The sequence below is a fragment of the Streptomyces sp. NPDC046335 genome (assembly GCF_055587985.1).
The window spans coordinates 603,369-624,564 of the sequence record NZ_JBVJFF010000005.1; the positions used below are offsets into that span (position 1 = coordinate 603,369).

Genomic DNA, 21,196 nt, shown 5'->3' on the forward strand with positions numbered 1-21,196 from the left:
TTTCACTACTCAATTAGTGAAAGGGTGGTGCAGCAGTGGTCGAGTTCCGCATCGACCGGCGCAGTGGCGTCGCCACCTATCTCCAGATCGTCCAGCAGACCCGCCAGGCGCTCCGCCTCGGCCTGCTGGAGCCCGGCGACAAGCTGCCCACGGCCCGCGAGGTCGTCGAGGCGACCGCCATCAACCCGAACACGGTCCTGAAGGCCTACCGGGAGCTGGAGCGCGAGGGCCTGGTGGAAGCCCGCCGGGGCCTCGGCACCTTCGTACGGAAGTCACTGGGCAGCGCACCGGCGGACTCGCCGCTGCGGGGGGAGCTCGTCGAGTGGGCCGCGCGGGCCCGGACGGCGGGCCTGGAGAAGGACGACGTGGCGGCGCTCTTCGCCGCCGTACTTGAGGAGCAGTTCGCGGAGCGGCCCGCACCGCGAGCTTCAGCGACCGAGGGGGACCCCGCATGACCGGCACCGCCATCGAGGCGCACGCCCTCACCAAACGTTACGGCCGGCACCGCCACGCCCTGCGCGACTGCGCGTTCCGGCTGCCCACAGGGCGCGTCTGCGCGGTCGTCGGCCCGAACGGCGCCGGCAAGTCCACGCTGCTCGCGCTCGCCGCCGGGCTCGACCGCCCCAGCGCGGGCACGCTGACCGTCCTCGGCACGAGCCCCGCGGAGGCCCGCGCCCGCGTGGCGTACGTCGCCCAGGACAAGCCGCTCCATCCGCAGCTGACCATCGCGGGCACCCTGCGGCTCGGTGCGGAACTCAACGCCGGGCGCTGGGACATGGCGGTCGCCGAGCGCGTCATCAGCGGCAGCGGCCTGGCCCCGGACGCCCGCGTCCGCACGCTCTCCGGCGGCGAGCGCACCCGCGTCGCGCTCGCCCTCGCGCTGGGCAAGCGGGCCGAACTCCTGCTCCTGGACGAGCCGATGGCCGACCTCGACCCGCTCGCGCGCCACCAGCTCATGGGCACGCTCATGGCGGAGGCCGCCGAGCACGGAACCACCGTGGTCATGTCCTCGCACATCGTCGGCGAACTCGCCGACGCCTGCGACCACCTGCTCCTCGTATCCGCCGGACAGGTCAGGCTCGGCGGCGGCATCGACGACCTGATCGACGCACACCGCTTGGTCACCGGGCGCGGACCGGCCGACCGCCTGCACCCGCACACCGTCGTCGAGTCCCGCGCCACCGGGCGCGGACTGTCGGCCCTGATCCGTCCCGAGGGCCCGGTCGGCGACGACTGGGACGTCGAAGAACCCTCCCTGGAGGAGCTGTTGCTCGCCCATCTCCGCGCACCGGACGCCCCCGCGCTGCTCACCCCGGGCACCTCCGCCGACCAGCCGGTGGTGACCGCGTGACCGCGTCGCCGGCGGTGGCCGCCGCAACGCCCCGCCGGACCGCCTTCACCCTGCCGGGCCCGTACCGCGCCGTCCTGCGCCAGCACCGCACCGCGCTGTGGGTCGCGCTGGGGCTGTTCGCCCTCTCCGCCGCGGCACTGGCCGCGGACCGGCTGTGGGTCGCCCACGCGGCCGACGTCTTCTCGGCGACCGGCTGTCCGATCAGGCAGCGCATGGCGGATTGCGGCGGCCCGGTCCGCGGCTACCTCGACGCCGAGCTCCAGTTCGGCAGGAACCTCGACTACCTGGGGGCGGGTGTTCTCGCGCTGCCCTGTCTGATCGGGGCGTTCGCCGCGGGCCCGCTCATCGCGAGGGACCTGGAGACGGGCACGTACAAGGTGGCGTGGACCCAGTCGCTCTCCCCGGCCCGCTGGCTCGCCGACCGGCTCACGCTGTGCGTCGCGGTCGTGACCACCGGGGTGGTCCTGCTCGTCGCCGTCCAGCGCTGGGCGTGGACGACAGGTCCGAAGCTCGAGTACTCCGCGGCTTCTTGGTACGAGCGCCCGATGTACGGATCGGTCGGCCCCGTCGCTCTCGGGTACGCGCTGCTGGGCCTGGCCGTCGGCGCGCTCACCGGCATCCTGCTGCGCCGTACGCTGCCGGCGATGGCGGCCGCGCTGGCCGTCACCATGGGAGCGGTCCTCACGCTGCCGCTGCTGCGGCCCCACCTGTGGCCGACCGAGACGGTCACCTGGTCGCGGACCGAGCCGATCGCCACGCCGTCCTCCGGCCTCCTGGTGGAGCGCGGCATGCTCACCTCCGACGGCGGCCGGCTGCCGGAGTCGCTGTGCTGGGCCCCGGCCAAGGACTCGGAGCGGTGCTACGCCGACCACCATGTCACCGGCTGGTACAACGACTACCACCCCGCGTCGCACTTCTGGCCCCTCCAGCTCGTGGAGACCGGCATCCTCCTAGCCCTCACCGCCGCCGCCGTCTACGCCGCCTTCCGGGTGCTGCGCCGGCGCACCGCCTGAGCCGGCGCACCGTGTCGAAGGCCCCCGGCCAGAACCCCCGGGGGTCTTCGGTCCATGTCCCGCACGTCATGTCGCCGTAACCGCTGATTCAGACAAGCTTGCGACGCTCAGGCAATGCAGCCCGCCGTGCCCGACCCACCCCCGGAGACCGGGAAGCCGTCCCCGGAGACGGGGAAGCCGTCCCGGAAGAACGGCAAGCCGTCCCCGAAGGACGGGAAGCGCCGTCTCACTCCCGCGCTCTCCGACGCGCCTATCGGCGTGCCCTCGCGGAAGAATGGCTCCATGAGCCAGCAGAACACGCCGGGACAGGTACAGCACGCCCAGCCGTCCGTCGGTTCCATCGCCGCGCACAGGCCGCACACCATCGCGGCCACCGTCTCCGACCTCGCCCCCGACATCGATGCCGACCTGGACTCCTACGACGAGGACGGCCAGACGGGGCACGACGGGCACGGGCTGCCCCAGGGCCGGTTCCTCGACCGGGAGCGAAGCTGGCTCGCCTTCAACGAGCGGGTGCTCGAACTCGCCGAGGACCCGCACACCCCGCTCCTCGAACGGGCGAACTTCCTCGCGATCTTCGCCTCGAACCTGGACGAGTTCTTCATGGTGCGCGTGGCGGGCCTCAAGCGCCGTATAGCCACCGGTGTCGCCACCCGTTCGGCCTCGGGGCTCCAGCCCCGCGAGGTCCTGGAACTCATCTGGAACCGCTCCCGCGAGCTCATGGCCCGGCACGCCGCCTGCTACCAGGACGACGTCTCACCCGGCCTCGCCGACGAGGGCATCCAGCTGGTCCGCTGGCAGGAACTGACCGACAAGGAGCAGTCCCGCCTCTTCACGCTCTTCCGGCAGCAGATCTTCCCCGTCCTGACCCCGCTGGCCGTCGACCCCGCGCACCCGTTCCCGTACATCTCGGGGCTCTCACTCAACCTCGCCGTGGTCGTGCGCAACCCGGTCTCCGGGCATCAGCACTTCGCGCGGGTCAAGGTCCCGCCGCTGCTCTCGCGCTTCCTGGAGGCCTCGCCCCAGCGCTACGTCCCCATAGAGGACGTCATCGCCGCTCCCGCGCACCTCCAGGAGCTGTTCCCCGGCATGGAGATCCAGGAGCACCACATGTTCCGGCTCACCAGGAACGAGGACCTGGAGGTCGAGGAGGACGACGCCGAGAACCTCCTCCAGGCCCTGGAGAAGGAGCTCATGCGGCGCCGCTTCGGGCCGCCCGTGCGCCTGGAGGTGGAGGAGTCCATCGCGCCGAACGTCCTCAGCCTCCTGGTGCGCGAACTGAAGATCAGCGAGGCCGAGGTCTATCCGCTGCCGGGCCCGCTCGACCTCACCGGGCTCTTCAGCATCGCCAAGCTGGACCGGCCTGAGCTGAAGTACCCCAAGTTCGTGGCGGGCACCCACCGTGACCTCGCCGAGGTCGAGTCGGCGTCCGCGCCCGACATCTTCGCCGCACTCCGCGAGCGCGACGTGCTGCTCCACCACCCGTACGACAGCTTCTCCACCTCCGTCCAGGCGTTCCTGGAGCAGGCCGCGGCCGATCCCGACGTCCTCGCCATCAAGCAGACGCTGTACCGCACGTCGGGCGACTCCCCGATAGTGGACGCGCTGATCGACGCCGCGGAGTCCGGCAAGCAGGTCCTCGTCCTCGTCGAGATCAAGGCCCGCTTCGACGAGCAGGCCAACATCAAGTGGGCGAGGAAGCTGGAGGAGGCGGGCTGCCATGTGGTCTACGGCATCGTCGGCCTGAAGACCCACTGCAAGCTCTCCCTGGTCGTGCGCCAGGAGGGCGACACTCTGGTCCGCTACTCGCACGTGGGCACCGGCAACTACCACCCCAAGACCGCACGGCTCTACGAGGACCTGGGCCTCCTCACGTCGAACGCCGAGGTCGGCGCGGACCTCTCCGACCTGTTCAACCGCCTCTCCGGCTACTCCCGCAGGGAGACCTACCGCCGCCTCCTCGTGGCCCCCAGGTCCCTGCGCGACGGGCTCGTCGCCCGTATCGACAAGGAGGCCCAGCACCACCGCGCGGGCCGCCCCGCCTACGTCCGCGTCAAGGTCAACTCGATGGTCGACGAGGGCGTCATCGACTCGCTGTACCGCGCCTCGCAGGCGGGCGTCGAGGTGGACGTGTGGGTGCGCGGGATCTGCGCGCTGCGGCCCGGCGTCGCGGGGCTCTCGGAGAACATCCGCGTACGGTCCGTCCTCGGCCGCTTCCTGGAGCACTCCCGCGTCTTCGCCTTCGGCAACGGCGGCGAACCGGAGGTGTGGATCGGCAGCGCCGACATGATGCACCGCAATCTCGACCGCCGCATCGAGGCGCTCGTCAGGGTCCAGGACCCGGCGCACCGTGCGGCCCTGAGCCGGCTCCTGGAGACCGGCATGTCGGACACCACCGCCTCCTGGCACCTGGGCGCCGACGGCAACTGGACCCGCCACTCGCTGGATCCGGAAGGCCAGCCCCTGCGGAACGTACAGGAGATGCTCATAGACGCCCGGAGGCGCCGGCGTGGCACAGCAACACCATGAGACGACAGTGGCGGCGACCGGCGCGGCGGACGGGGCCCTGCCGGCCTACCTGCGCGGGCAGGCCACGGAGTTCCTGCGCTCGCTGCGGATGCACCGCGAGTCCACGACGGACGCGCGGGGCGCGGAGGACTCCCTGGAGGCGGCCCGTTCCCTGCGCTGCGCGGCCCGCCGGATCGGCGGCTCGCTGCACACGTTCCGCCCGCTGCTCGACCCCGAGTGGGCGGCGGCGCTCCGTCCCGAACTGGCCTGGCTCCGCGGCACACTCGCCCAGGAGTACGCCTGCGCCGCCCGCCTGAACCGCCTCCTGGGGGCCCTGCACCGCCTCTCGGGGACACCCGTGCCGGCGCCCGCCGCGGCCTCGCTCACCACGCCGGGGGACAGCGGCCTCGCTTCCGTCCCCGCCGCGGGCAGGCGTTCCGCGCGGCGGCCGGGCTCTCCCCTGCTCGAACGGGACCGAGAGCTCGGGGAGGGGTGGGAGCGGCTCCCGCCGCAGGGTGCCGATGAGCCGGGCAGGGGTTCACGCGGCCTGACGGTGGGCGCGGCCAAGGCCGCGGCGCTGCTTGAGCGGCAGCTCACGCTGGCCCGCACGCGGGCCCACTCCACCGCCCTCCAGGCCCTTGGCTCCTCCCGGTTCCACGCGGTGGCGGACACCATCGCCGTGCTGGCCAGCGAGGTGCCCCTCACCGACGCCGAGGACGACCCGAAGCACCTCGCGGCCAGGGCGGAGGCGGACCTCGCCGAAGCCGTCGCCGCGCTCCCGCTGGGCCAGGCGGGCCACCCGTACAACGCGGGCGCGCTGACCCACGGCCTCGCCGCGGACGCCGTCCCCGACGCCCAGGACGCCCCCTGGCTGAAGGTCCGCTCCCTGCTGCGCCTGCACCGGTACGCCCAGGAGGCCCTGCTGGGCCAGGCCTGCCCCGACCCCCGGATCGTCGAGGCGGGCCACGCCCTGGACGTCCACCGCGAGGCCGCAGCAGCCGCCCAGGCGGCGGCCCAGGCCGCGCGGACACCCCGTATCGCCCCGGCGACCGCGTACGCCCTCGGCGTGCTCCACGCCGACCAGCGCCACGAGGTCGAGGCGGCACGTTTCGCCTTCCAGCGGATCTGGCAGCACGATGCGGTGGTCACCCGATGACGTCCGTCAACGCCGGGGCGCCCGTCCTGGCGGCCGGCTGCGTCCTGTGGCGCCGCTCCCCCGTCGACGGCGGCCTCGAGCTCTGCCTGGTCCACCGCCCCCGCTACGACGACTGGTCCTTCCCCAAGGGCAAGCTGAAGCGGGGCGAGGATCCGCTCGCCGGCGCCGTGCGCGAGGTCGAGGAGGAGACCGGCCAACGCTGCGCGCCCGGAAGCCGGCTGCCCACCGTCCACTACGCCGTCCAGGGCCGCCCCAAGCGCGTCGACTACTGGGCGGCCGAGGCGACCGGCGGCCACTTCGAGCCCAGCGGCGAGGTCGACCGCGTCCGCTGGCTGCCGCCCGCCGAGGCCCGCGACCGGCTCACCCAGCTCCGTGACCAGCAGCTTGTCGACGCCCTGCTCAACGTACTCAGCCGATAGTAATCGTTCGGGTACTTTCCGTAATGCAATGTCGCACCAGGCCGACCGCCGAGGTTCACCCCCCGTTCACTCGTGCCAGTCGGCTGCTTCACCTGTCCTGCCTAATTTCGGCCTTGCACGACAGAAAAGCGCAAGACAGACATCGCACGCCGCCAGCAACGGGCCGGCGGCTCCCGGAAGGAACACCCGAAAGTGAAGCTTCAGCGCAAGAACCGGCTCCGCGCCCTCTCCCTCGGCGCCATCGCCGTCTCCGGCGCCCTGGCCCTCACGGCGTGCGGCTCCGACGACACGAGCTCCGGCGATGGCGGCAAGGAGACCAACGCCAACGCCAACATCAAGTGCGACGACGCCAAGGGCCAGCTCGCGGCCTCCGGCTCGTCCGCGCAGAAGAACGCCGTCGACGCCTGGCGGAAGGTCTACACGACCAACTGCAAGGACGTGCAGCTCAACTACAACCCGACGGGTTCGGGCGCGGGCATCACGGCGTTCCTCCAGGGCCAGACGGCGTTCGCCGGTTCCGACTCGGCGCTGAAGCCCGAGGAGATCGAGAAGTCGAAGAAGGTCTGCAAGGACAGCCAGGCCATCGACCTGCCGATGGTCGGCGGCCCGATCGCCATCGGCTTCAACGTACCCGGCGTCGACAAGCTGACCCTGGACGCCAAGACGCTCTCCGACATCTTCAACGACAAGATCAAGACCTGGGACGACAAGGCGATCGCGAAGCTCAACCCCGACGCCAAGCTCCCCAGCACCAAGGTCCAGGCGTTCCACCGCTCCGACGAGTCCGGCACCACGGACAACTTCACCAAGTACCTCAAGGGCGCGGCCCCCGACGCCTGGCCGTACGAGCCGGGCAAGTCCTGGGAGCCCAAGGGCGGCCAGTCCGCGAACGGCTCCGCCGGTGTCGCGGGCCAGGTCAAGCAGACCCCCGGTGCCATCTCCTACTTCGAGCTCTCCTACGCGGGCGACGGCATCAAGACCGTCGACCTGAAGACGGACGCCAAGGAGCCGGTGAAGGCCACCGTCGACAACGCCTCCAAGGCCATCTCCGAGGCCAAGGTCGTCGGCAAGGGCAAGGACCTCGCGCTCGAGCTGAACTACAAGCCGACCGCCGAGGGCGCCTACCCGATCACCCTGGTCACGTACGAGGTCGTCTGCGAGAAGGGCAACAAGCCCGAGACGCTCGCCGCCACCAAGTCCTTCCTGACCTACATCGCCAGCGAGGACGGCCAGAACGTCCTCAAGGAGAACGACTACGCGCCGATCCCGGCCGAGATCATCGCCAAGGTCCGCACCACCGTCGCGGCCCTGAGCTAGCTGAACCGAGTGCGGCCGGCCCCGCAGGACAGGGTCGGCCGCACCGTCCGGTGCACCGCCGCCACGGAGCGCCCGCGCCACGCGCACGGCAGCTCCGCAGACCGGAGAACTCCATGGACATAGCAAGCAGCAACACCACGGCACCACCCCCCGGCGACCCCGGCCGGCCCGCCGCTCCCGCGAGCAAGGCCGCCGCCCGCGGTGCCACGCGCCCGGGCGACCGGATCTTCCTCGGCTTCTCCCGGGGCTCCGGCATAGCGCTCCTCGTGATCATGGCCGCCATCGCGGCGTTCCTCACGTACCGCACGACGCTCGCGCTCTCCGACAACACGGGCAACTTCCTCACCACCTTCGAGTGGGACCCGGCCGGCGCGAGCACCGGCGGCAAGCCGTACTTCGGCATCGCGGTCCTGGTCTTCGGCACGGTCGTGAGCTCGGTGATCGCCCTCGCGATCGCGGTGCCCGTCGCCATCGGCATCGCGCTCTTCATCTCGCACTACGCGCCGCGCAAGCTGGCCACCCCGATCGCGTTCGTGATCGACCTGCTGGCCGCCGTACCCTCGATCGTGTACGGCCTGTGGGGCGCCCTCGTGGTCGCACCCAAGCTGACGGGCCTCTACACCTGGCTCGACGACTACTTCGGCTGGACCGGGATCTTCGAGTACCAGGGCGGCGCCCCGCGCTCCCTGATGACCGTCGGCATCCTGCTCGCGATCATGATCCTGCCGATCATCACGAACGTGAGCCGCGAGGTCTTCCTCCAGGCCCCGAAGATGCACGAGGAAGCCGCGCTCGCCCTCGGCGCCACGCGCTGGGAGGTCATCCGCATGTCGGTGCTCCCCTTCGGCCGCTCCGGCATCATCTCCGCCTCGATGCTGGGCCTCGGCCGCGCGCTCGGCGAGACGATCGCCGTGGCCACCGTGCTCTCCCCCACCTTCCTCATCAGCGCGTCCGTGCTCGACCTCGGCGGCGGCACCTTCGCGCAGAACATCGCAAGCAAGTTCAACGAGGCCAGCGAGTACGGCCAGGACGCGCTCATCGCCTCCGGCCTGGTGCTCTTCATCATCACCCTGCTGGTCAACGGCGCGGCCCGCCTGATCATCGCGCGCCGCAAGGAGTACTCGGGGGCCAACGCATGAGCACCACGACACCGACACCGACCCCGCCCGCCCCGCTCGTCAAGCGTCCCTCGACGCTGAAGGCCGCCAGCCTGCCCCGCTGGTCGTCCCCGGCCGTCGCCCTCGGTTCCGCCGCCGTGGCCATCGGCATCGGCGCCGGAGCCGGCCTCGAAAGCCGCATCCAGTGGGGCCTGATCGCCGCGGTCCTCTTCATCGGCGGCTCCTACGCCCTCGCGGCGGCCGTCGAGGGCACGCGCCAGGCCAAGGACCGCCTCGCCACCTCGCTGGTGTGGGTCATGTTCCTGCTGGCCGTCGTCCCGCTGGCCTCGCTGATCTACGAGACGCTGAACCGCGGCATCAAGGTCTTCGACGTCTACTTCCTGACCCACTCGATGGGCGTCGTCGCCGACGACGAGACCGGCGGCGGCATCTACCACGCCCTCGTCGGCACCCTCCAGCAGGTGCTCCTGGCCTCCGTGATCGCCGTGCCGATCGGCCTGCTCACCGCGGTCTACCTCGTCGAGTACGGGCGCGGGAAGCTCTCCAAGGTCATCACGTTCTTCGTGGACGTCATGACCGGCATCCCCTCGATCGTCGCGGGCCTGTTCGTCCTCAGCTTCTGGATCCTGCTCCTGGGCTTCGACTACTCCGGCTGGGCCGGCGCCATGGCGCTCGCCATCCTGATGATGCCGGTCATCGTCCGGTCCACCGAGGAGATGCTCAAGCTCGTCCCGAACGAGCTGCGCGAGGCATCGCTCGCCCTCGGCGTGCCGAAGTGGCGGACCATCCTCAAGGTCGTCCTGCCCACCGCCATCGGCGGCATCACCACGGGCGTCATGCTCTCGGTGGCCCGCATCGCCGGTGAGACCGCGCCGGTCCTGCTCCTGGTCTGGGTGAACCCCCTGATCAACACGAACCCCTTCGAGGGTTCGCAGGCCTCGCTGCCGCTGTACGTGTACCAGCAGTACGGGGCGGGCACCGACGCCTCGTACGACCGCGCCTGGGCGGCGGCGCTCGCCCTCATCGGCTTCATCATGATCCTCAACCTGGCGGCCCGCGGCGTGGCCCGCTGGAAGGCCCCCAAGACGGGCCGCTAGGCATCCCCCGTCGGCCCCGCCGACGGAGGCCATGCCAGCGGCCCTCTCGCCCCGCCCCCAGAGCTTTCCGAAAGAAGCAGTGATTCCCATGGCCAAGCGAATCGACGTATCGGGCCTGACGGCCTTCTACGGTTCCCACAAGGCGATCGACGACATCTCGATGACCGTGGAGCCCCGCTCCGTGACGGCGTTCATCGGCCCGTCCGGCTGCGGCAAGTCCACCTTCCTGCGCACCCTGAACCGTATGCACGAGGTCACCCCCGGCGGCCGCGTCGAGGGCAAGGTGCTCCTGGACGACGAGGACCTCTACGGCCGCGGCGTGGACCCGGTGGCCGTGCGCCGCACGATCGGCATGGTCTTCCAGCGCCCGAACCCGTTCCCCACGATGTCGATCTTCGACAACGTCGCCGCGGGCCTCAAGCTCAACGGCTCGTACAAGAAGTCCGAGCTGAGCGACGTCGTCGAGAAGTCCCTCAAGGGCGCGAACCTCTGGAACGAGGTCAAGGACCGCCTCAACAAGCCCGGCTCCGGTCTCTCCGGCGGCCAGCAGCAGCGCCTGTGCATCGCGCGGGCCATCGCGGTCGAGCCGCAGGTGCTCCTCATGGACGAGCCGTGCTCGGCCCTCGACCCCATCTCGACCCTCGCCATCGAGGACCTGATCGGCGAGCTGAAGGAGCGCTTCACGATCGTCATCGTGACGCACAACATGCAGCAGGCCGCCCGTGTCTCGGACCGTACGGCCTTCTTCAACCTGGCCGCGGTCGGCCAGCCCGGCAAGCTCGTCGAGATCGACGAGACCTCGCGGATCTTCTCCAACCCCTCGGTGCAGGCGACCGAGGACTACATCTCGGGCCGCTTCGGCTGAGCCCCGGCCCCCGGGCTCCCCGCGGTGCTGCATGGCGGTGCCACCGCAGGGACAACAAGAAGGGCCCGCCCCTGGCTCCCGGGGGCGGGCCCTTCCATGTACCGCCGGCCTTCCACGTACCGCTGGATGCCGCTCCGGCCGCTACAGGAACGCGAAGTTCACGATGTAGAAGCTGACCGCCGCGACGAGCGCGGCCGCGGGCATCGTGATGAACCAGCCCAGGATGATGTTCTTGGCGACACCCCACCGCACCGCGTTCACCCGCTTCGTCGCGCCCACGCCCATGATCGCGGAGGTGATGACGTGCGTCGTCGAGATCGGCGCGTGGAACATGAACGCCGTGGTGAACATGATGCCCGCGCCGGTCGTCTCCGCCGCGAAACCCTGCGGCGGGTCCAGCTCGATGATCTTGCGGCCGAGGGTCCGCATGATGCGCCAGCCGCCCGCGTACGTACCGAGCGAGAGCATCAGCGCGCAGGAGATCTTGACCCAGATCGGGATGGGGGCGTCGGCGCTCTGCACGTCGGAGATGACCAGGGCCATCACGACGATGCCCATCGTCTTCTGCGCGTCCTGGAGACCGTGGCCCAGGGCCATGCCGGCCGCGGACACCGTCTGCGCGATGCGGAAGCCGCGCTTGGCCTTGTGCGGGTTGGACCTGCGGAACATCCACATGATCGCGCACATGACCAGGTAGCCGATGATGAGACCGACGACCGGGGACAGGAACATCGGGATGACGATCTTGTCGACGACCCCGGACCAGATGACGCCGATGCCGCCGGCGAGCGCCGCGCCGACCATGCCGCCGAAGAGCGCGTGCGACGAGGACGAGGGCAGCCCGAAGTACCAGGTGATGAGGTTCCACACGATGGCGCCGATGAGCGCCGCGAAGAGGATCCACATCCCCTTGTCGCCGTGCGGGGTCTCGATGATCCCCTCGCTCACGGTCTTGGCGACGCCGCTGCCCATGAAGGCGCCCGCGAGGTTCATCACCGCGGCCATGGCGAGCGCCGCGCGGGGCGTCAGCGCGCGGGTGGAGACGGATGTGGCGATGGCGTTCGCGGAGTCGTGAAAGCCGTTCGTGTACGTGAAGCCGAGCGCGACGCCAATGGTCACGACCAGAGCAAAGGTGTCCATGGCGAGGCTCAGGACTCCTTGACCGCGATGGTCTCCACGGTGTTCGCCACATGCTCGAAGGCGTCGGCCGCTTCTTCGAGGACGTCCACGATCTGCTTCAGCTTCAGCACCTCCATGGCGTCGTACTTGCCGTTGAAGAGCTGGGCGAGGAGCTTGCGGTGGATCTGGTCGGCCTGGTTCTCCAGGCGGTTGACCTCGATCCAGTACTCGGTGAGGTTCTCCATGGTCCGCAGGTTCGGCATGGCCTCGGCCGTGAGCTCCGCGGCCCGCGAGAGGACCTCGATCTGCTGCTCGACGCCCTTGGGAAGCTCCTCGACCTGATAAAGGACGACCAGGTCGACGGCCTCCTCCATGAAGTCCATGATGTCGTCCAGGGACGACGCGAGGTTGTAGATGTCCTCGCGGTCGAAGGGCGTGATGAACGAGGAGTTCAGCTGGTGGAAGATCGCATGCGTCGCGTCGTCTCCCGCGTGTTCCGCGGCCCGCATACGCTCTGCGATCTCGGCTCGGGCGGACGAGTCCGCTCCGAGCAGTTCCATGAGGAGCTTCGAGCCCGTGACGATGTTGTCCGCGGATGCGGCGAACATGTCGTAGAAGCTCGTCTCCCTGGGGGTCAGACGAAAGCGCACGTGGGGTCCTCGGGGTGCTCTGGATGCGGTCAGGCTGATGCTAGGCGCATCATCCGGCCACGGCTAACCGGCCGCTCCCCAGTGTCGCCCATCAGGCACAGTGATCAGCACACCCCCCGAAAAATCGGCTAGAATATACCCGCCAGGGGTATACGGAACTGCAGAAACACAACATAAGTCCCAGAGGAGGACGCGATGACGACCACCGAGGCGGCCGACGCGGCCGTGCCGACCCCGGGGGAGCCCGCAGCGGCCTCCGACCACGCGCACGGCGTGCACGGGTACCACAAGCAGAAGGACGAGCACCTCAAGCGGCTGCGGCGCATCGAGGGCCAGGTCCGCGGCCTCCAGCGCATGGTCGAGGAGGACGTCTACTGCATCGACATACTCACGCAGGTCTCGGCGAGCACGAAGGCCCTCCAGTCCTTCGCCCTCCAGCTCCTCGAGGAACACCTGCGCCACTGCGTGGCCGACGCGGCGGTCAAGGGCGGCACGGAGATCGACGCCAAGGTGGAAGAGGCGACGAAGGCGATCGCCCGAATGCTCCGAACGTAACGCTCCCGCTGAGCGGCAACGGTCCCCTGCGGGGCGCTGTCGGCCCCCGGAGCCCGAGGGCACGCTGCGGCTGCTGCCGCCCTGGGGGGGGAGGGCGCGCTGCGGCTGCCGCCGCCGTGGCCGGGGGGGGTGCTCTGCGGCTGCGGCCGCCGTGCCGGAGGTGGCCTTGCGCTTGGCTGCGCGGGAACGCGTCCCGCTGCGCGGGCTTCTCTCCCACCCACCCGCCCGCTGACCGGCAGCGACACCCACTCCGGTTCCTGGCCGCTCGATGCGGGGTGCCGGGCGGGCGGGTGGGAAAGATCGCCGCGCAGCGGCGGACAGGAACGCCCCCGGCAAGCGCGAAGCCGCGGCAGCGGGCAGGGGGCGCCGCGGCCCTGGCGAGGGGAAGGGGCTAGGCGCGGTCGTCGCCCCGGGCCCCGCCTTCCCGCCCGTCCGTGACCCTCAGAACCTCGTCGATCCGGTCAAAACTGAGCCGCTCGGCCGCCGCACTCGCCGCGATGATGAGGTCACCGCAGAGCTCGATCTCGGCGAGGGCGACGTGGTCCTGAACCGCCGTACCACCACGCACCGGAGCCACGTCCATCACCTCTTCCTGATCCGCACGGCCCGCGCCCGTCCCGTCCGGCGCGGCACCGACTTCCTAGAGTAGGGAGCGGCCTACACACCGCGCATGGCACGGACGGACCATTTCCACCAGCCGTACGCGACTACGACCCCGCGATTTCACCGGCGAAGATGTCCTTCTCGGCCGGAAGCCGCACCCGCACCGGCGCCCCGAAGCCGTAGAGCAGCATGGTGGACGCCACATCGCCGTTGGCCACGGTGAACTGCTGCCGCAGCTTCCGCACCCGCCCCCGATCGTCGAGGTAGACGTCGAAGGGCACCCCCTTCTTGCTGAACCCTTTCGCCGCCGCGATCCCCAGCGCACCGCGCTGACCTGCGGAGGCAGCCTTGGCCGCGGCCCGCAGATCGGCGACCCCGCGGTAGTGCCGTACCTCGACGCCCCCGACCCGCTCCTCCCCCACGTACGACACGTCCCGCGCCCCGCGCAGCAGCTCGGCCGCCGCGAGAGGGTCCGTGGCGCCCCCGGTGACGAGGTTCCCGTCGGAGAGCGAACGTGTCTGGATCCGCACCCACTTGTCGGCCGGCACCCCGGCCCCGCGGTTCTTCATGTACAGCGCCCCCGAGGCCATCAGCTCGGTGATGGGCCGGTGCGTGCCGCGGGCCACCGCGTCCCGCGGGAGCACCACCTCGAACTCCCCGCGCTGCCGGACGAAGTCGTAGCGCCCCTCGCCCCGGATGGTCACGCGCGTCCCGCCGCTGTCCATCTCCATGGACGTACTGGCCTTCGCGCTGCCCGCCCCGACAAGTGCCGCGGCGGCCCCCCGCACCGCCTGCCGCGCGCTCGCGGGGTCCTCGGCCCCGCCGCTGTCGGCGGCCGCGCCGCCGCCCACGCACCCGGTGGCGGCGGCCATCAGGCCCGCCACCGCGACCGCGGCGCCCGCTGTGCCGGTGCGCCTGCGCTGCTGACCCATCGCCTGTACCCCCAAGCGTGTCCGCGCTTGTCGATCCCCCGTCATTCCCCCCTCGTTCTAACGACCGGTACGTTGACCCGTCACGCCGGGCCCAGGGGCCGGGCCGCACCATGACGCCCCCTGGTCCGCCCGCGGTCGGTACCGTGTCCGCGTGGCCGATCAGGAAGACCTCGCAACCCACCGCACGTCGACCGTCGAGAAGGGCCGTTTCGTGGCGGCCCACTGTTCCTGCGGCTGGCGCGGCCCGGCCCGCAGAGCCCGCAGCAAGGCCCGCACGGACGCCGCCGAACACGAGGCGTCCCCGTAGCCCCTGACGGGAGCGCCCCGACGTAGAAGCCGCCCGACGTACAGCGCCGCGATCCGGGGAACCCGGCCGCCGCGCACACCGTCTCGTTCTCCGGGAAGCAACGGGAGGCGCTCATGGAACGACGTACGTTCATCGGCACCACGGCGGCCACGCTGGCCACCGCCACGGTCGCGGGCTGTTCGAGCGGGGGCCAGGGAGCGGCCCCCGGCACGGGCGCGGCGACGAGCGGCAGCGGGAGCCCCGGGGGCACGCCGATCAGGACGACGAGCGCCGCGGCCACCTCCCCCGCCACGCTCAAGGCGCTCGCCAGGGACCTGGACGGCATCCTCGTACAGCCGGGCGAGGCCAAGTGGGCTGCGGCCCGGCAGCTCTACAACACCCGCTTCGACAATCTGAGGCCCACCGCCGTCGCCTATGTGGCGCACCCGGACGACATCCGCACGGCCCTCGCCTACGCCCGCGCGCACCGCACGCCGGTCGCGATACGCAACGGCGGCCACTCGTACGCGGGCTGGTCGTCCGGCACCGGACGGCTCGTCATCGACGTGTCGAAGCTGAGCAGGATACGGGCGAGCGGGCGCAGCGCGACCATCGGCGGCGGCGCCAAACTCATCGACGTCTACCGCTCGCTCGCCGCGAAGGGCGTCACCATCCCCGCGGGCTCCTGCCCGACCGTCGGCATCTCGGGCCTGACCCTAGGCGGCGGCCACGGCGTGGTCTCCCGCGCGTACGGTCTGACCTGCGACAGCCTCACCTCCGCGAAGCTGATCACGGCGGACGGCAAGGAGCTCAGGGCCTCCAAGTCGGAGAACAAGGAGCTGTTCTGGGCGCTGCGCGGCGCGGGCAACGGCAACTTCGGTGTCGTCACCGAGCTGTCCTACCGCACGCACGCCGCGCCCCAGGGAGTCTCGGCGTACATGACCTGGCCCTGGTCGAAGGCGGCGGCCGTCATCAAGGCCTGGCAGGAGTGGGGGCCCGACCAGCCCGAGGAGATATGGTCCTCCGCCCACCTGGCGAACACCCCAGGCGGCACCCCGACCGTCTCCGTCGCCTGTTTCTCGCTCGGCACCTACGGCGAGCTGCAGAACGCCGTCGACCGCCTCGCCGACAAGATCGGCGCCTCGGCCCGCAGCGTCTCCCTGAAGCGGCGTACGTACGAGGAGGCCATGGAGGTGTACGCGGGCTGCTCGTCCTTCGCGGCGGACGACCAGTGCCACCTGCCGGGTGCGACGCCGGGCCGCGACACGCAGGGCGCGCTCCAGCGGGAGACGTACGCGGCGGGCTCGGACTTCTTCGACCGTTCGCTGTCGGCGGCGGGCATCCGCGCGATGCTGTCGCAGATCGAGAACGTGACGGGCGCGAGCGCGGGCAGCATCGCGCTCACCGCGCTCGGCGGCGCCATCAACCGCGTCGACCCGACGGCGACGGCCTTCGTGCACCGCCGCTCGCGCATGCTGGCCCAGTACATCGCGTCGTGGCGCGCGGGCACGTCGGGTTCGGCCGCCCGGGCGTGGCTGAAGAAGGCGCACGGGTCGATGGGACGGTACGCGTCCGGGGCGGCGTACCAGAACTACACGGACTCGACGCTGACGAACTGGCGCGAGGCCTATTACGGGGACGCGGCGCCGCGCCTGAAGAAGCTGAAGAAGCGGTACGACCCGAACCGCTTCTTCGACTTCCCGCAGGCTCTCTGACGCACCGCCAGGCCTGACGGCTCACCGGTCTGATGGCCAGTCACGTCAGGCGGCGAGGTCCCGCCGGGTCAGGCGGCGAGGTCCCGCTCGTCCGGGTCCGCCGCCTGCGAGGACGAGGCCGTGCCGCCGAGCGGCGCGGGCACGGGACCGATCCGGCGGTCGCGCACCAGCCAGCCGAGGCTCCCCGACCGCCCGACGGCCTTGGCGAGCGGGGTGAGCAGGGCCATCGCGAGCGGGGAGAGCAGCAGGGCGACGGCGGTGCCGAGCGCGAAGCCGCCGATGACGTCCGTGGGGTAGTGCACGCCCATGAAGACCCGGCAGAAGCCCTCGAACGCGGCGAGCGCGAGGCCGGCGAACCCGAACCTGCGGTTGGCGACGAAGAGCGCGGCACCCATGGCCATGGCCAGCGTCGCGTGGTCGCTGACGAAGGAGAAGTCGTTCTTTCCGTCGACCAGCACGTCGAGCCCGCTGTGGTCCTTGGCAGGACGCGGTCTCTCCACGAAGCCGCGGATGGGGACGTTGACGAGTACGGCGATACCGGCGGCGAGCGGCGCCCAGACGACGGCGGCGACCGAGGAGGCGGCCTCGTCGAGCGTGCCCCGCTTCCGCTGGCCCCACCAGCACCACACCACGAGCAGCACGAGGGCGATCAGCAGTCCGTACTCCCCGACGAACGCGAGGGCGCGATCGAGCCAGTGGGGGGTCTCCCGCGTCAGGCCGTTGATGTCGTAGAGCAGGCTGACGTCGGGGTTCGACCCGGATTCATCGAGTCCAGCCATGGCGCTGCGGCCCCTTGTCTTTAGCCCGTGGGCGCGCCGTCCGCGCACCCCTTTCCATCAGCCCCCGTGGTCGGTCCAGTCAAGGGAACGTGCAGTCCCCACCCCTACGTTCCACTCTCCACCGAAAGATCACCCAGACGTTACCGAAGAGAGATACATCGCCGCAGCTCAGGGGAGTGTTTTTACGGAGGGTTCAAGCCATGTCACCCGGAGCGCACGCCCCGGCGCACATTCCGCAGGCCCCTTTTTTCAGACCTCCGTCGGCTTCACGGGGGCTGCTTTCGCGCCATCTTCGGTGACTCGGGTCGCGCCGAAATAATCCGGGGTGTCGATCGGGTCGAACCGGATCACGGCACCCGCGCGCGGGGCGTTGATCATGTAGCCGCCGCCCACGTAGATCCCGACGTGCCGGATCGCGCGGGAGTTGGTGAGGTCGTCGGAGAAGAAGACGAGGTCGCCCGGGAGCAGTTCTTCGCGCTTGGGGTGCGGTCCGGCGTTGTACTGGTCGTTGGCGACGCGCGGCAGCGTGATGTCCACCGAGCGGTAGGCCGCGAGGGTGAGGCCGGAGCAGTCGAAGCGGCCGTCCTGCTCGGGCGTGCCGTTGCCGCCCCACAGGTAGGGGGTGCCGAGCTTCTTCTGCGCGTAGTAGATGGCGGCGGCCGCCTGCTGCGACGGCTGCACGCGCCCCACGGGCTTCGCGAAGCTCTTGGAGAGGTCCGTGATGATCCGCACGTAGTTCTGCGTCTCGCGGTACGGCGGGACGCCGCCGTACTTGAGGACGGCGTACGCCCCCGCGTTGTACGCGGCCAGCATGTTCTTCGTGGGGTCGCCAGGGGCGTCCTTCACGTAGCCCGCGAGCTTGCAGTCGTAACTGGCCGCGGACGGGATGGCGTCCTCGGGGTCCCAGACGTCGCGGTCGCCGTCACCGTCGCCGTCGAGGCCGTGCGCGGCCCAGGTCCCCGGGATGAACTGCGCTATCCCCTGCGCCTTGGCCGGGCTCTTGGCCCGCGGGTTGAACCCGCTCTCCTGATAGAGCTGGGCGGCGAGCAGCGCGGGGTTGATGGCCTTGCAGAGGTTGCCCCACTTCTGGACGAGGGGCTGGTAGGTCGCGGGTACGGCGCCCTTGGCGAGCCCGACGGAAGCGCCGCCGCCCGCGCCGCTCGCCATGCTCCCCGCGGCCATGTACGTCCCGAAGACGAGCAGCGCGATGAAGCCGAGGGCACCACCGAACCCGACGGAGGCGATCAGCCAGGCCTTACGCACCGTCAACCACCCCTCGCCGACCGGGAGTACGCCGCCGCTCAGTGTAGAGGGCGCGAGCGGAAGTGGCGGTGATCATTCACAGATCCAGGGGGCGCCACCGGCGCGAACGCGATACTCGACACCACGCCGCCGTCCTTCGCCGCGCCGATCCGCACCGCGGGGGACGCCCGGCCGGCGTTCACCGACAATTACCGCACCGCGATACAGGGAGAGCCCATGCCCGAACAGGGAGAGCCCATGCCCGACGTCCCCGGCGAGGCAACGCCACGCCCCGAGATTCCCGCCGGCCTCGACTGGATCCGCGCCGCCCCCGAGGGCGAGGACGGCCCCGGCCCGTGGATCGAGATCGCCTTCGGCGAGGACGACGCCGTCCACCTCCGGGAGACCAGCGACCCGGAGAACGTCGTCACCACCACGCGCAAGAAATGGGACGCCTTCGTACTGGGCGTGCAGGCGGGCGAGTTCGACCACTTCGTGGAGGGCGTGGCCGACCCCGGGGAGCCGCGCCTCAGCTGACGAACCCGTCGGCCGGGCCCGACGAGGAGAGATCACGGATCGTCCCGGGTCGATGCTGTAGCGCTCGCAGGTGGTGAAGCGCTGGATTGCCGCTTCTGGCGGACGTGGGGGCCGGTGGTGCCGCCGGTGCGGGCGGGGTTCTCGTGAGCCGGCGCCGGTGTCGGAGCCGCTGTCTCCGGTGCCGGTGTCACCGAGGGGCGAGCGGCCGTCCGATCCCCCGTCCGAGCCCGTGGGTTCCGAGAGACCCGGCAGCGCGGCGGCGCCGTCCGCGTCCCACGGCGGCATTCCAGGGAAGGACTGTTTCCGCAGGTCAGAGGCGTTCCAGCATTCCAGCGTCCCTGATCCCACGGCGATCCTTGCCCGTGCCGACCGCCGCGGGCTTATCTGTTGCCAGGCCACGGACGACGGCCACGCAACCGACACACCGACACACCTCACGGGGGACCCGACATGAAGCTCAAGCACGCCTCGAAGACCGCCTCGAAGACCCTGCTCACCGGCCTCGCGCTCCTCGGGGCGCTCTCGCTCACCGCCTGCAACAACGGTGACGACGGTTCGGACAAGGCGGGTGCCCGGCCCGAGCCCTCGGTGAGCGTTCCTGCGGACTCCGGGCAGAGCGGCGGCGGCTCCGACTCTGGCTCCAGCTCCTCGGACAAGGGCTCGGGTTCCTCGGACAGCGGCTCGGGCTCCGGCTCGGGCTCGGGCACCGGCGGCAGCGCCGAGGGCAGCGTCGCGGGCACCGGGTCGAACGAGAACGGCAAGGTCGGCATCTGCCGCAGCGACGAGCTGGAGGTCACGGCCGCCGACAACACCACGGGCAAGGAGGAGGGCGTCGTCACCGTCGCGTTCACGAACGGCGGCGGCCGGGACTGCGCCATCAACGGCTACGCGGGCGTCGACCTTCAGACCTCCGCGGGCGACACGCTGTCCGTGGACCGCAACGGCGAGCAGCCGCGCCGCGAGATCCTGAAGGACGGCGAGACCGCGGCCTTCAACATCACGTTCCCGGTCAACAACAGCGGCGGCTCCGGCATCCGCATCGCCAAGCTCCTGGTGACCCCGCCGAACGAGACGAAGACCGTCACCGTCGCCTGGCCCGCGGGCACCCTCCCGGTGGGCGGCGAGGACGCCTCGGCCGGCCCGAAGCTCTCGATCGCCCCGGTCGGCAAGGTCAGCGACTCCCCCGCCGGCTGAGCGACTCCCCTCGCCGGCCGAGAAACGGAAGCGCCCCCTGCGCCCAGGGAAACCCACCGGCCACAGGGGGCTCCGTACCGTCCCGCGCCTGATTGACGCGCCCCGCAAGCAGCCCCGATCGTAGGGGAATTGCGCGCTATGCGACCGCCGCCACCCGAAGCGGCACACCGCAGACGCATGGCTGGGGGGAGCCGACCATGGAAGAGCCACGCAAAAACACCACCGGCCACAGCGCCGGCGGCGAGGCTGCGGCTGAACGCAACGCTGGAGGCGGAGACACCACCGGACGCGTCCCTGGCAACGCGGACGCCACCGGACGCGGCCCTGAGGGCGGGGATGCCACCGGGCCCAGCGCCGGGGACGGGGACGCCGCTGGACGCAGCCCCGCAGGCGGGAACGCCGCTGGCCTCGACCCCGGAAGCGGTGACGCCGCCGGCCGCGGCACCCGGGGCGAGAACATCACCGGAGGCAGCGCCGAAGACGGGGTCCCCGCACGTCACACCGCCGCAGGCGAGGATGCCGCTGGACGCGGCCCCGGGGGCGGATACGCCGCTGGACGCGAACCCGAAGGCGACGACGCCACCGGACGCAGCGCCCGAGGCAGAGATGCCATCGGACTCACCGCCGGAGGCGAGGACGCCGCTGGACGTGGCCCCGGAACCGGAGGCGCCACCGGACGAGGCGAGGACGCCACCGGCCACAGCCCCAGAGACGAAAGCCCCACCAGAGGCGGCCCCAGA

General features: G+C 71.1%; 21 protein-coding genes. 15 read left to right on the forward strand and 6 right to left on the reverse strand.

Features of this window, described 5'->3' with window-relative positions; translation table 11 throughout:
* The first annotated feature begins 35 nt into the window (after positions 1–35).
* From ACZ6JY_RS15255 to pstB, 10 genes are all read left to right on the forward strand, one after another.
* Positions 36–455, forward strand: a complete 420-nt coding sequence (locus ACZ6JY_RS15255) for a GntR family transcriptional regulator (protein ID WP_469196052.1) — start codon at positions 36–38, stop codon at positions 453–455.
* A complete protein-coding gene (locus ACZ6JY_RS15260) occupies positions 452–1,351 on the forward strand; it encodes an ABC transporter ATP-binding protein (protein WP_469196053.1) in 900 nt (299 codons plus the stop codon). Before ACZ6JY_RS15255 ends, ACZ6JY_RS15260 begins: the two co-directional genes overlap by 4 nt.
* Positions 1,348–2,364 (forward strand): hypothetical protein, encoded by a 1,017-nt coding sequence (locus ACZ6JY_RS15265; RefSeq protein ID WP_469196055.1) that lies wholly within the window; start codon positions 1,348–1,350, stop codon positions 2,362–2,364. Before ACZ6JY_RS15260 ends, ACZ6JY_RS15265 begins: the two co-directional genes overlap by 4 nt.
* A gap of 282 nt (positions 2,365–2,646) precedes the next feature.
* Positions 2,647–4,893 (forward strand): RNA degradosome polyphosphate kinase, encoded by a 2,247-nt coding sequence (locus ACZ6JY_RS15270; protein WP_469196057.1) that lies wholly within the window; start codon positions 2,647–2,649, stop codon positions 4,891–4,893.
* On the forward strand, positions 4,874–6,028 hold the full coding sequence (locus ACZ6JY_RS15275) for a CHAD domain-containing protein (RefSeq protein WP_469196059.1): 1,155 nt from the start codon (positions 4,874–4,876) through the stop codon (positions 6,026–6,028). The genes ACZ6JY_RS15270 and ACZ6JY_RS15275 overlap by 20 nt, the downstream gene beginning before the upstream one ends.
* Positions 6,025–6,447 (forward strand): NUDIX hydrolase, encoded by a 423-nt coding sequence (locus ACZ6JY_RS15280; RefSeq protein WP_469196061.1) that lies wholly within the window; start codon positions 6,025–6,027, stop codon positions 6,445–6,447. The genes ACZ6JY_RS15275 and ACZ6JY_RS15280 overlap by 4 nt, the downstream gene beginning before the upstream one ends.
* A gap of 192 nt (positions 6,448–6,639) precedes the next feature.
* Complete coding sequence (pstS, locus tag ACZ6JY_RS15285) at positions 6,640–7,764, forward strand: phosphate ABC transporter substrate-binding protein PstS (protein ID WP_469196062.1); 1,125 nt, start codon at positions 6,640–6,642, stop codon at positions 7,762–7,764.
* A 113-nt stretch (positions 7,765–7,877) separates the two neighbouring features.
* A complete protein-coding gene (gene pstC / locus ACZ6JY_RS15290; RefSeq protein WP_469196064.1) occupies positions 7,878–8,903 on the forward strand; it encodes a phosphate ABC transporter permease subunit PstC in 1,026 nt (341 codons plus the stop codon).
* Positions 8,900–9,979 (forward strand): phosphate ABC transporter permease PstA, encoded by a 1,080-nt coding sequence (gene pstA, locus ACZ6JY_RS15295; protein WP_469196066.1) that lies wholly within the window; start codon positions 8,900–8,902, stop codon positions 9,977–9,979. Before pstC ends, pstA begins: the two co-directional genes overlap by 4 nt.
* An 88-nt stretch (positions 9,980–10,067) precedes the next feature.
* Positions 10,068–10,844, forward strand: coding sequence for a phosphate ABC transporter ATP-binding protein PstB (gene pstB, locus ACZ6JY_RS15300; protein ID WP_469196068.1), 777 nt, complete (start codon positions 10,068–10,070; stop codon positions 10,842–10,844).
* Positions 10,845–10,985: 141 nt separating this feature from the next.
* On the opposite strand, the gene ACZ6JY_RS15305 is transcribed toward pstB, so the two are convergent.
* Positions 10,986–11,984 carry an inorganic phosphate transporter gene (locus ACZ6JY_RS15305; protein WP_469196070.1) on the reverse strand — a complete coding sequence of 333 codons (999 nt, stop codon included), beginning with the start codon at positions 11,982–11,984 and terminating at the stop codon, positions 10,986–10,988.
* 8 nt (positions 11,985–11,992) lie between these two features.
* Positions 11,993–12,613 (reverse strand): DUF47 domain-containing protein, encoded by a 621-nt coding sequence (locus ACZ6JY_RS15310; RefSeq protein ID WP_125513699.1) that lies wholly within the window; start codon positions 12,611–12,613, stop codon positions 11,993–11,995.
* A gap of 195 nt (positions 12,614–12,808) precedes the next feature.
* Between ACZ6JY_RS15310 and ACZ6JY_RS15315 the strand changes: the two genes are divergently transcribed.
* Entirely contained in the window at positions 12,809–13,168 is a 360-nt protein-coding gene (locus tag ACZ6JY_RS15315) for a metal-sensitive transcriptional regulator (RefSeq protein WP_447038806.1), read from the forward strand.
* Positions 13,169–13,559: 391 nt separating this feature from the next.
* Here the strand turns inward: ACZ6JY_RS15315 and ACZ6JY_RS15320 are convergent, their stop codons facing one another.
* Together ACZ6JY_RS15320 and ACZ6JY_RS15325 are read right to left on the reverse strand one after the other, a co-directional pair.
* Positions 13,560–13,751, reverse strand: coding sequence for a hypothetical protein (locus ACZ6JY_RS15320; protein WP_469196073.1), 192 nt, complete (start codon positions 13,749–13,751; stop codon positions 13,560–13,562).
* Positions 13,752–13,875: 124 nt separating this feature from the next.
* Complete coding sequence (locus ACZ6JY_RS15325) at positions 13,876–14,703, reverse strand: SCO4651 family lipoprotein (RefSeq protein WP_469196075.1); 828 nt, start codon at positions 14,701–14,703, stop codon at positions 13,876–13,878.
* A gap of 151 nt (positions 14,704–14,854) precedes the next feature.
* On the opposite strand from ACZ6JY_RS15325, the gene ACZ6JY_RS15330 reads away from it, so the two are divergent.
* Both ACZ6JY_RS15330 and ACZ6JY_RS15335 read left to right on the forward strand, forming a co-directional pair.
* Positions 14,855–15,010: a hypothetical protein gene (locus tag ACZ6JY_RS15330; protein WP_469196077.1), complete on the forward strand. Its 156-nt coding sequence runs from the start codon at positions 14,855–14,857 to the stop codon at positions 15,008–15,010.
* 113 nt (positions 15,011–15,123) lie between these two features.
* The gene (locus ACZ6JY_RS15335) at positions 15,124–16,704 is read left to right on the forward strand and encodes an FAD-binding oxidoreductase (protein ID WP_469196079.1); all 1,581 of its coding nucleotides are present in this window, start codon (positions 15,124–15,126) and stop codon (positions 16,702–16,704) included.
* Between the two features lie 68 nt (positions 16,705–16,772).
* Here ACZ6JY_RS15335 and ACZ6JY_RS15340 read toward each other — a convergent pair whose 3' ends face one another.
* Both ACZ6JY_RS15340 and ACZ6JY_RS15345 read right to left on the reverse strand, forming a co-directional pair.
* Entirely contained in the window at positions 16,773–17,483 is a 711-nt protein-coding gene (locus ACZ6JY_RS15340) for a phosphatase PAP2 family protein (protein ID WP_469196081.1), read from the reverse strand.
* A gap of 249 nt (positions 17,484–17,732) precedes the next feature.
* Entirely contained in the window at positions 17,733–18,746 is a 1,014-nt protein-coding gene (locus tag ACZ6JY_RS15345; RefSeq protein WP_469196083.1) for a C40 family peptidase, read from the reverse strand.
* A gap of 216 nt (positions 18,747–18,962) precedes the next feature.
* Between ACZ6JY_RS15345 and ACZ6JY_RS15350 the strand changes: the two genes are divergently transcribed.
* Entirely contained in the window at positions 18,963–19,262 is a 300-nt protein-coding gene (locus tag ACZ6JY_RS15350) for a DUF397 domain-containing protein (protein ID WP_469196085.1), read from the forward strand.
* Between the two features lie 450 nt (positions 19,263–19,712).
* Positions 19,713–20,456 carry a DUF4232 domain-containing protein gene (locus ACZ6JY_RS15355; RefSeq protein ID WP_469196087.1) on the forward strand — a complete coding sequence of 248 codons (744 nt, stop codon included), beginning with the start codon at positions 19,713–19,715 and terminating at the stop codon, positions 20,454–20,456.
* Positions 20,457–21,196 lie beyond the last annotated feature (740 nt).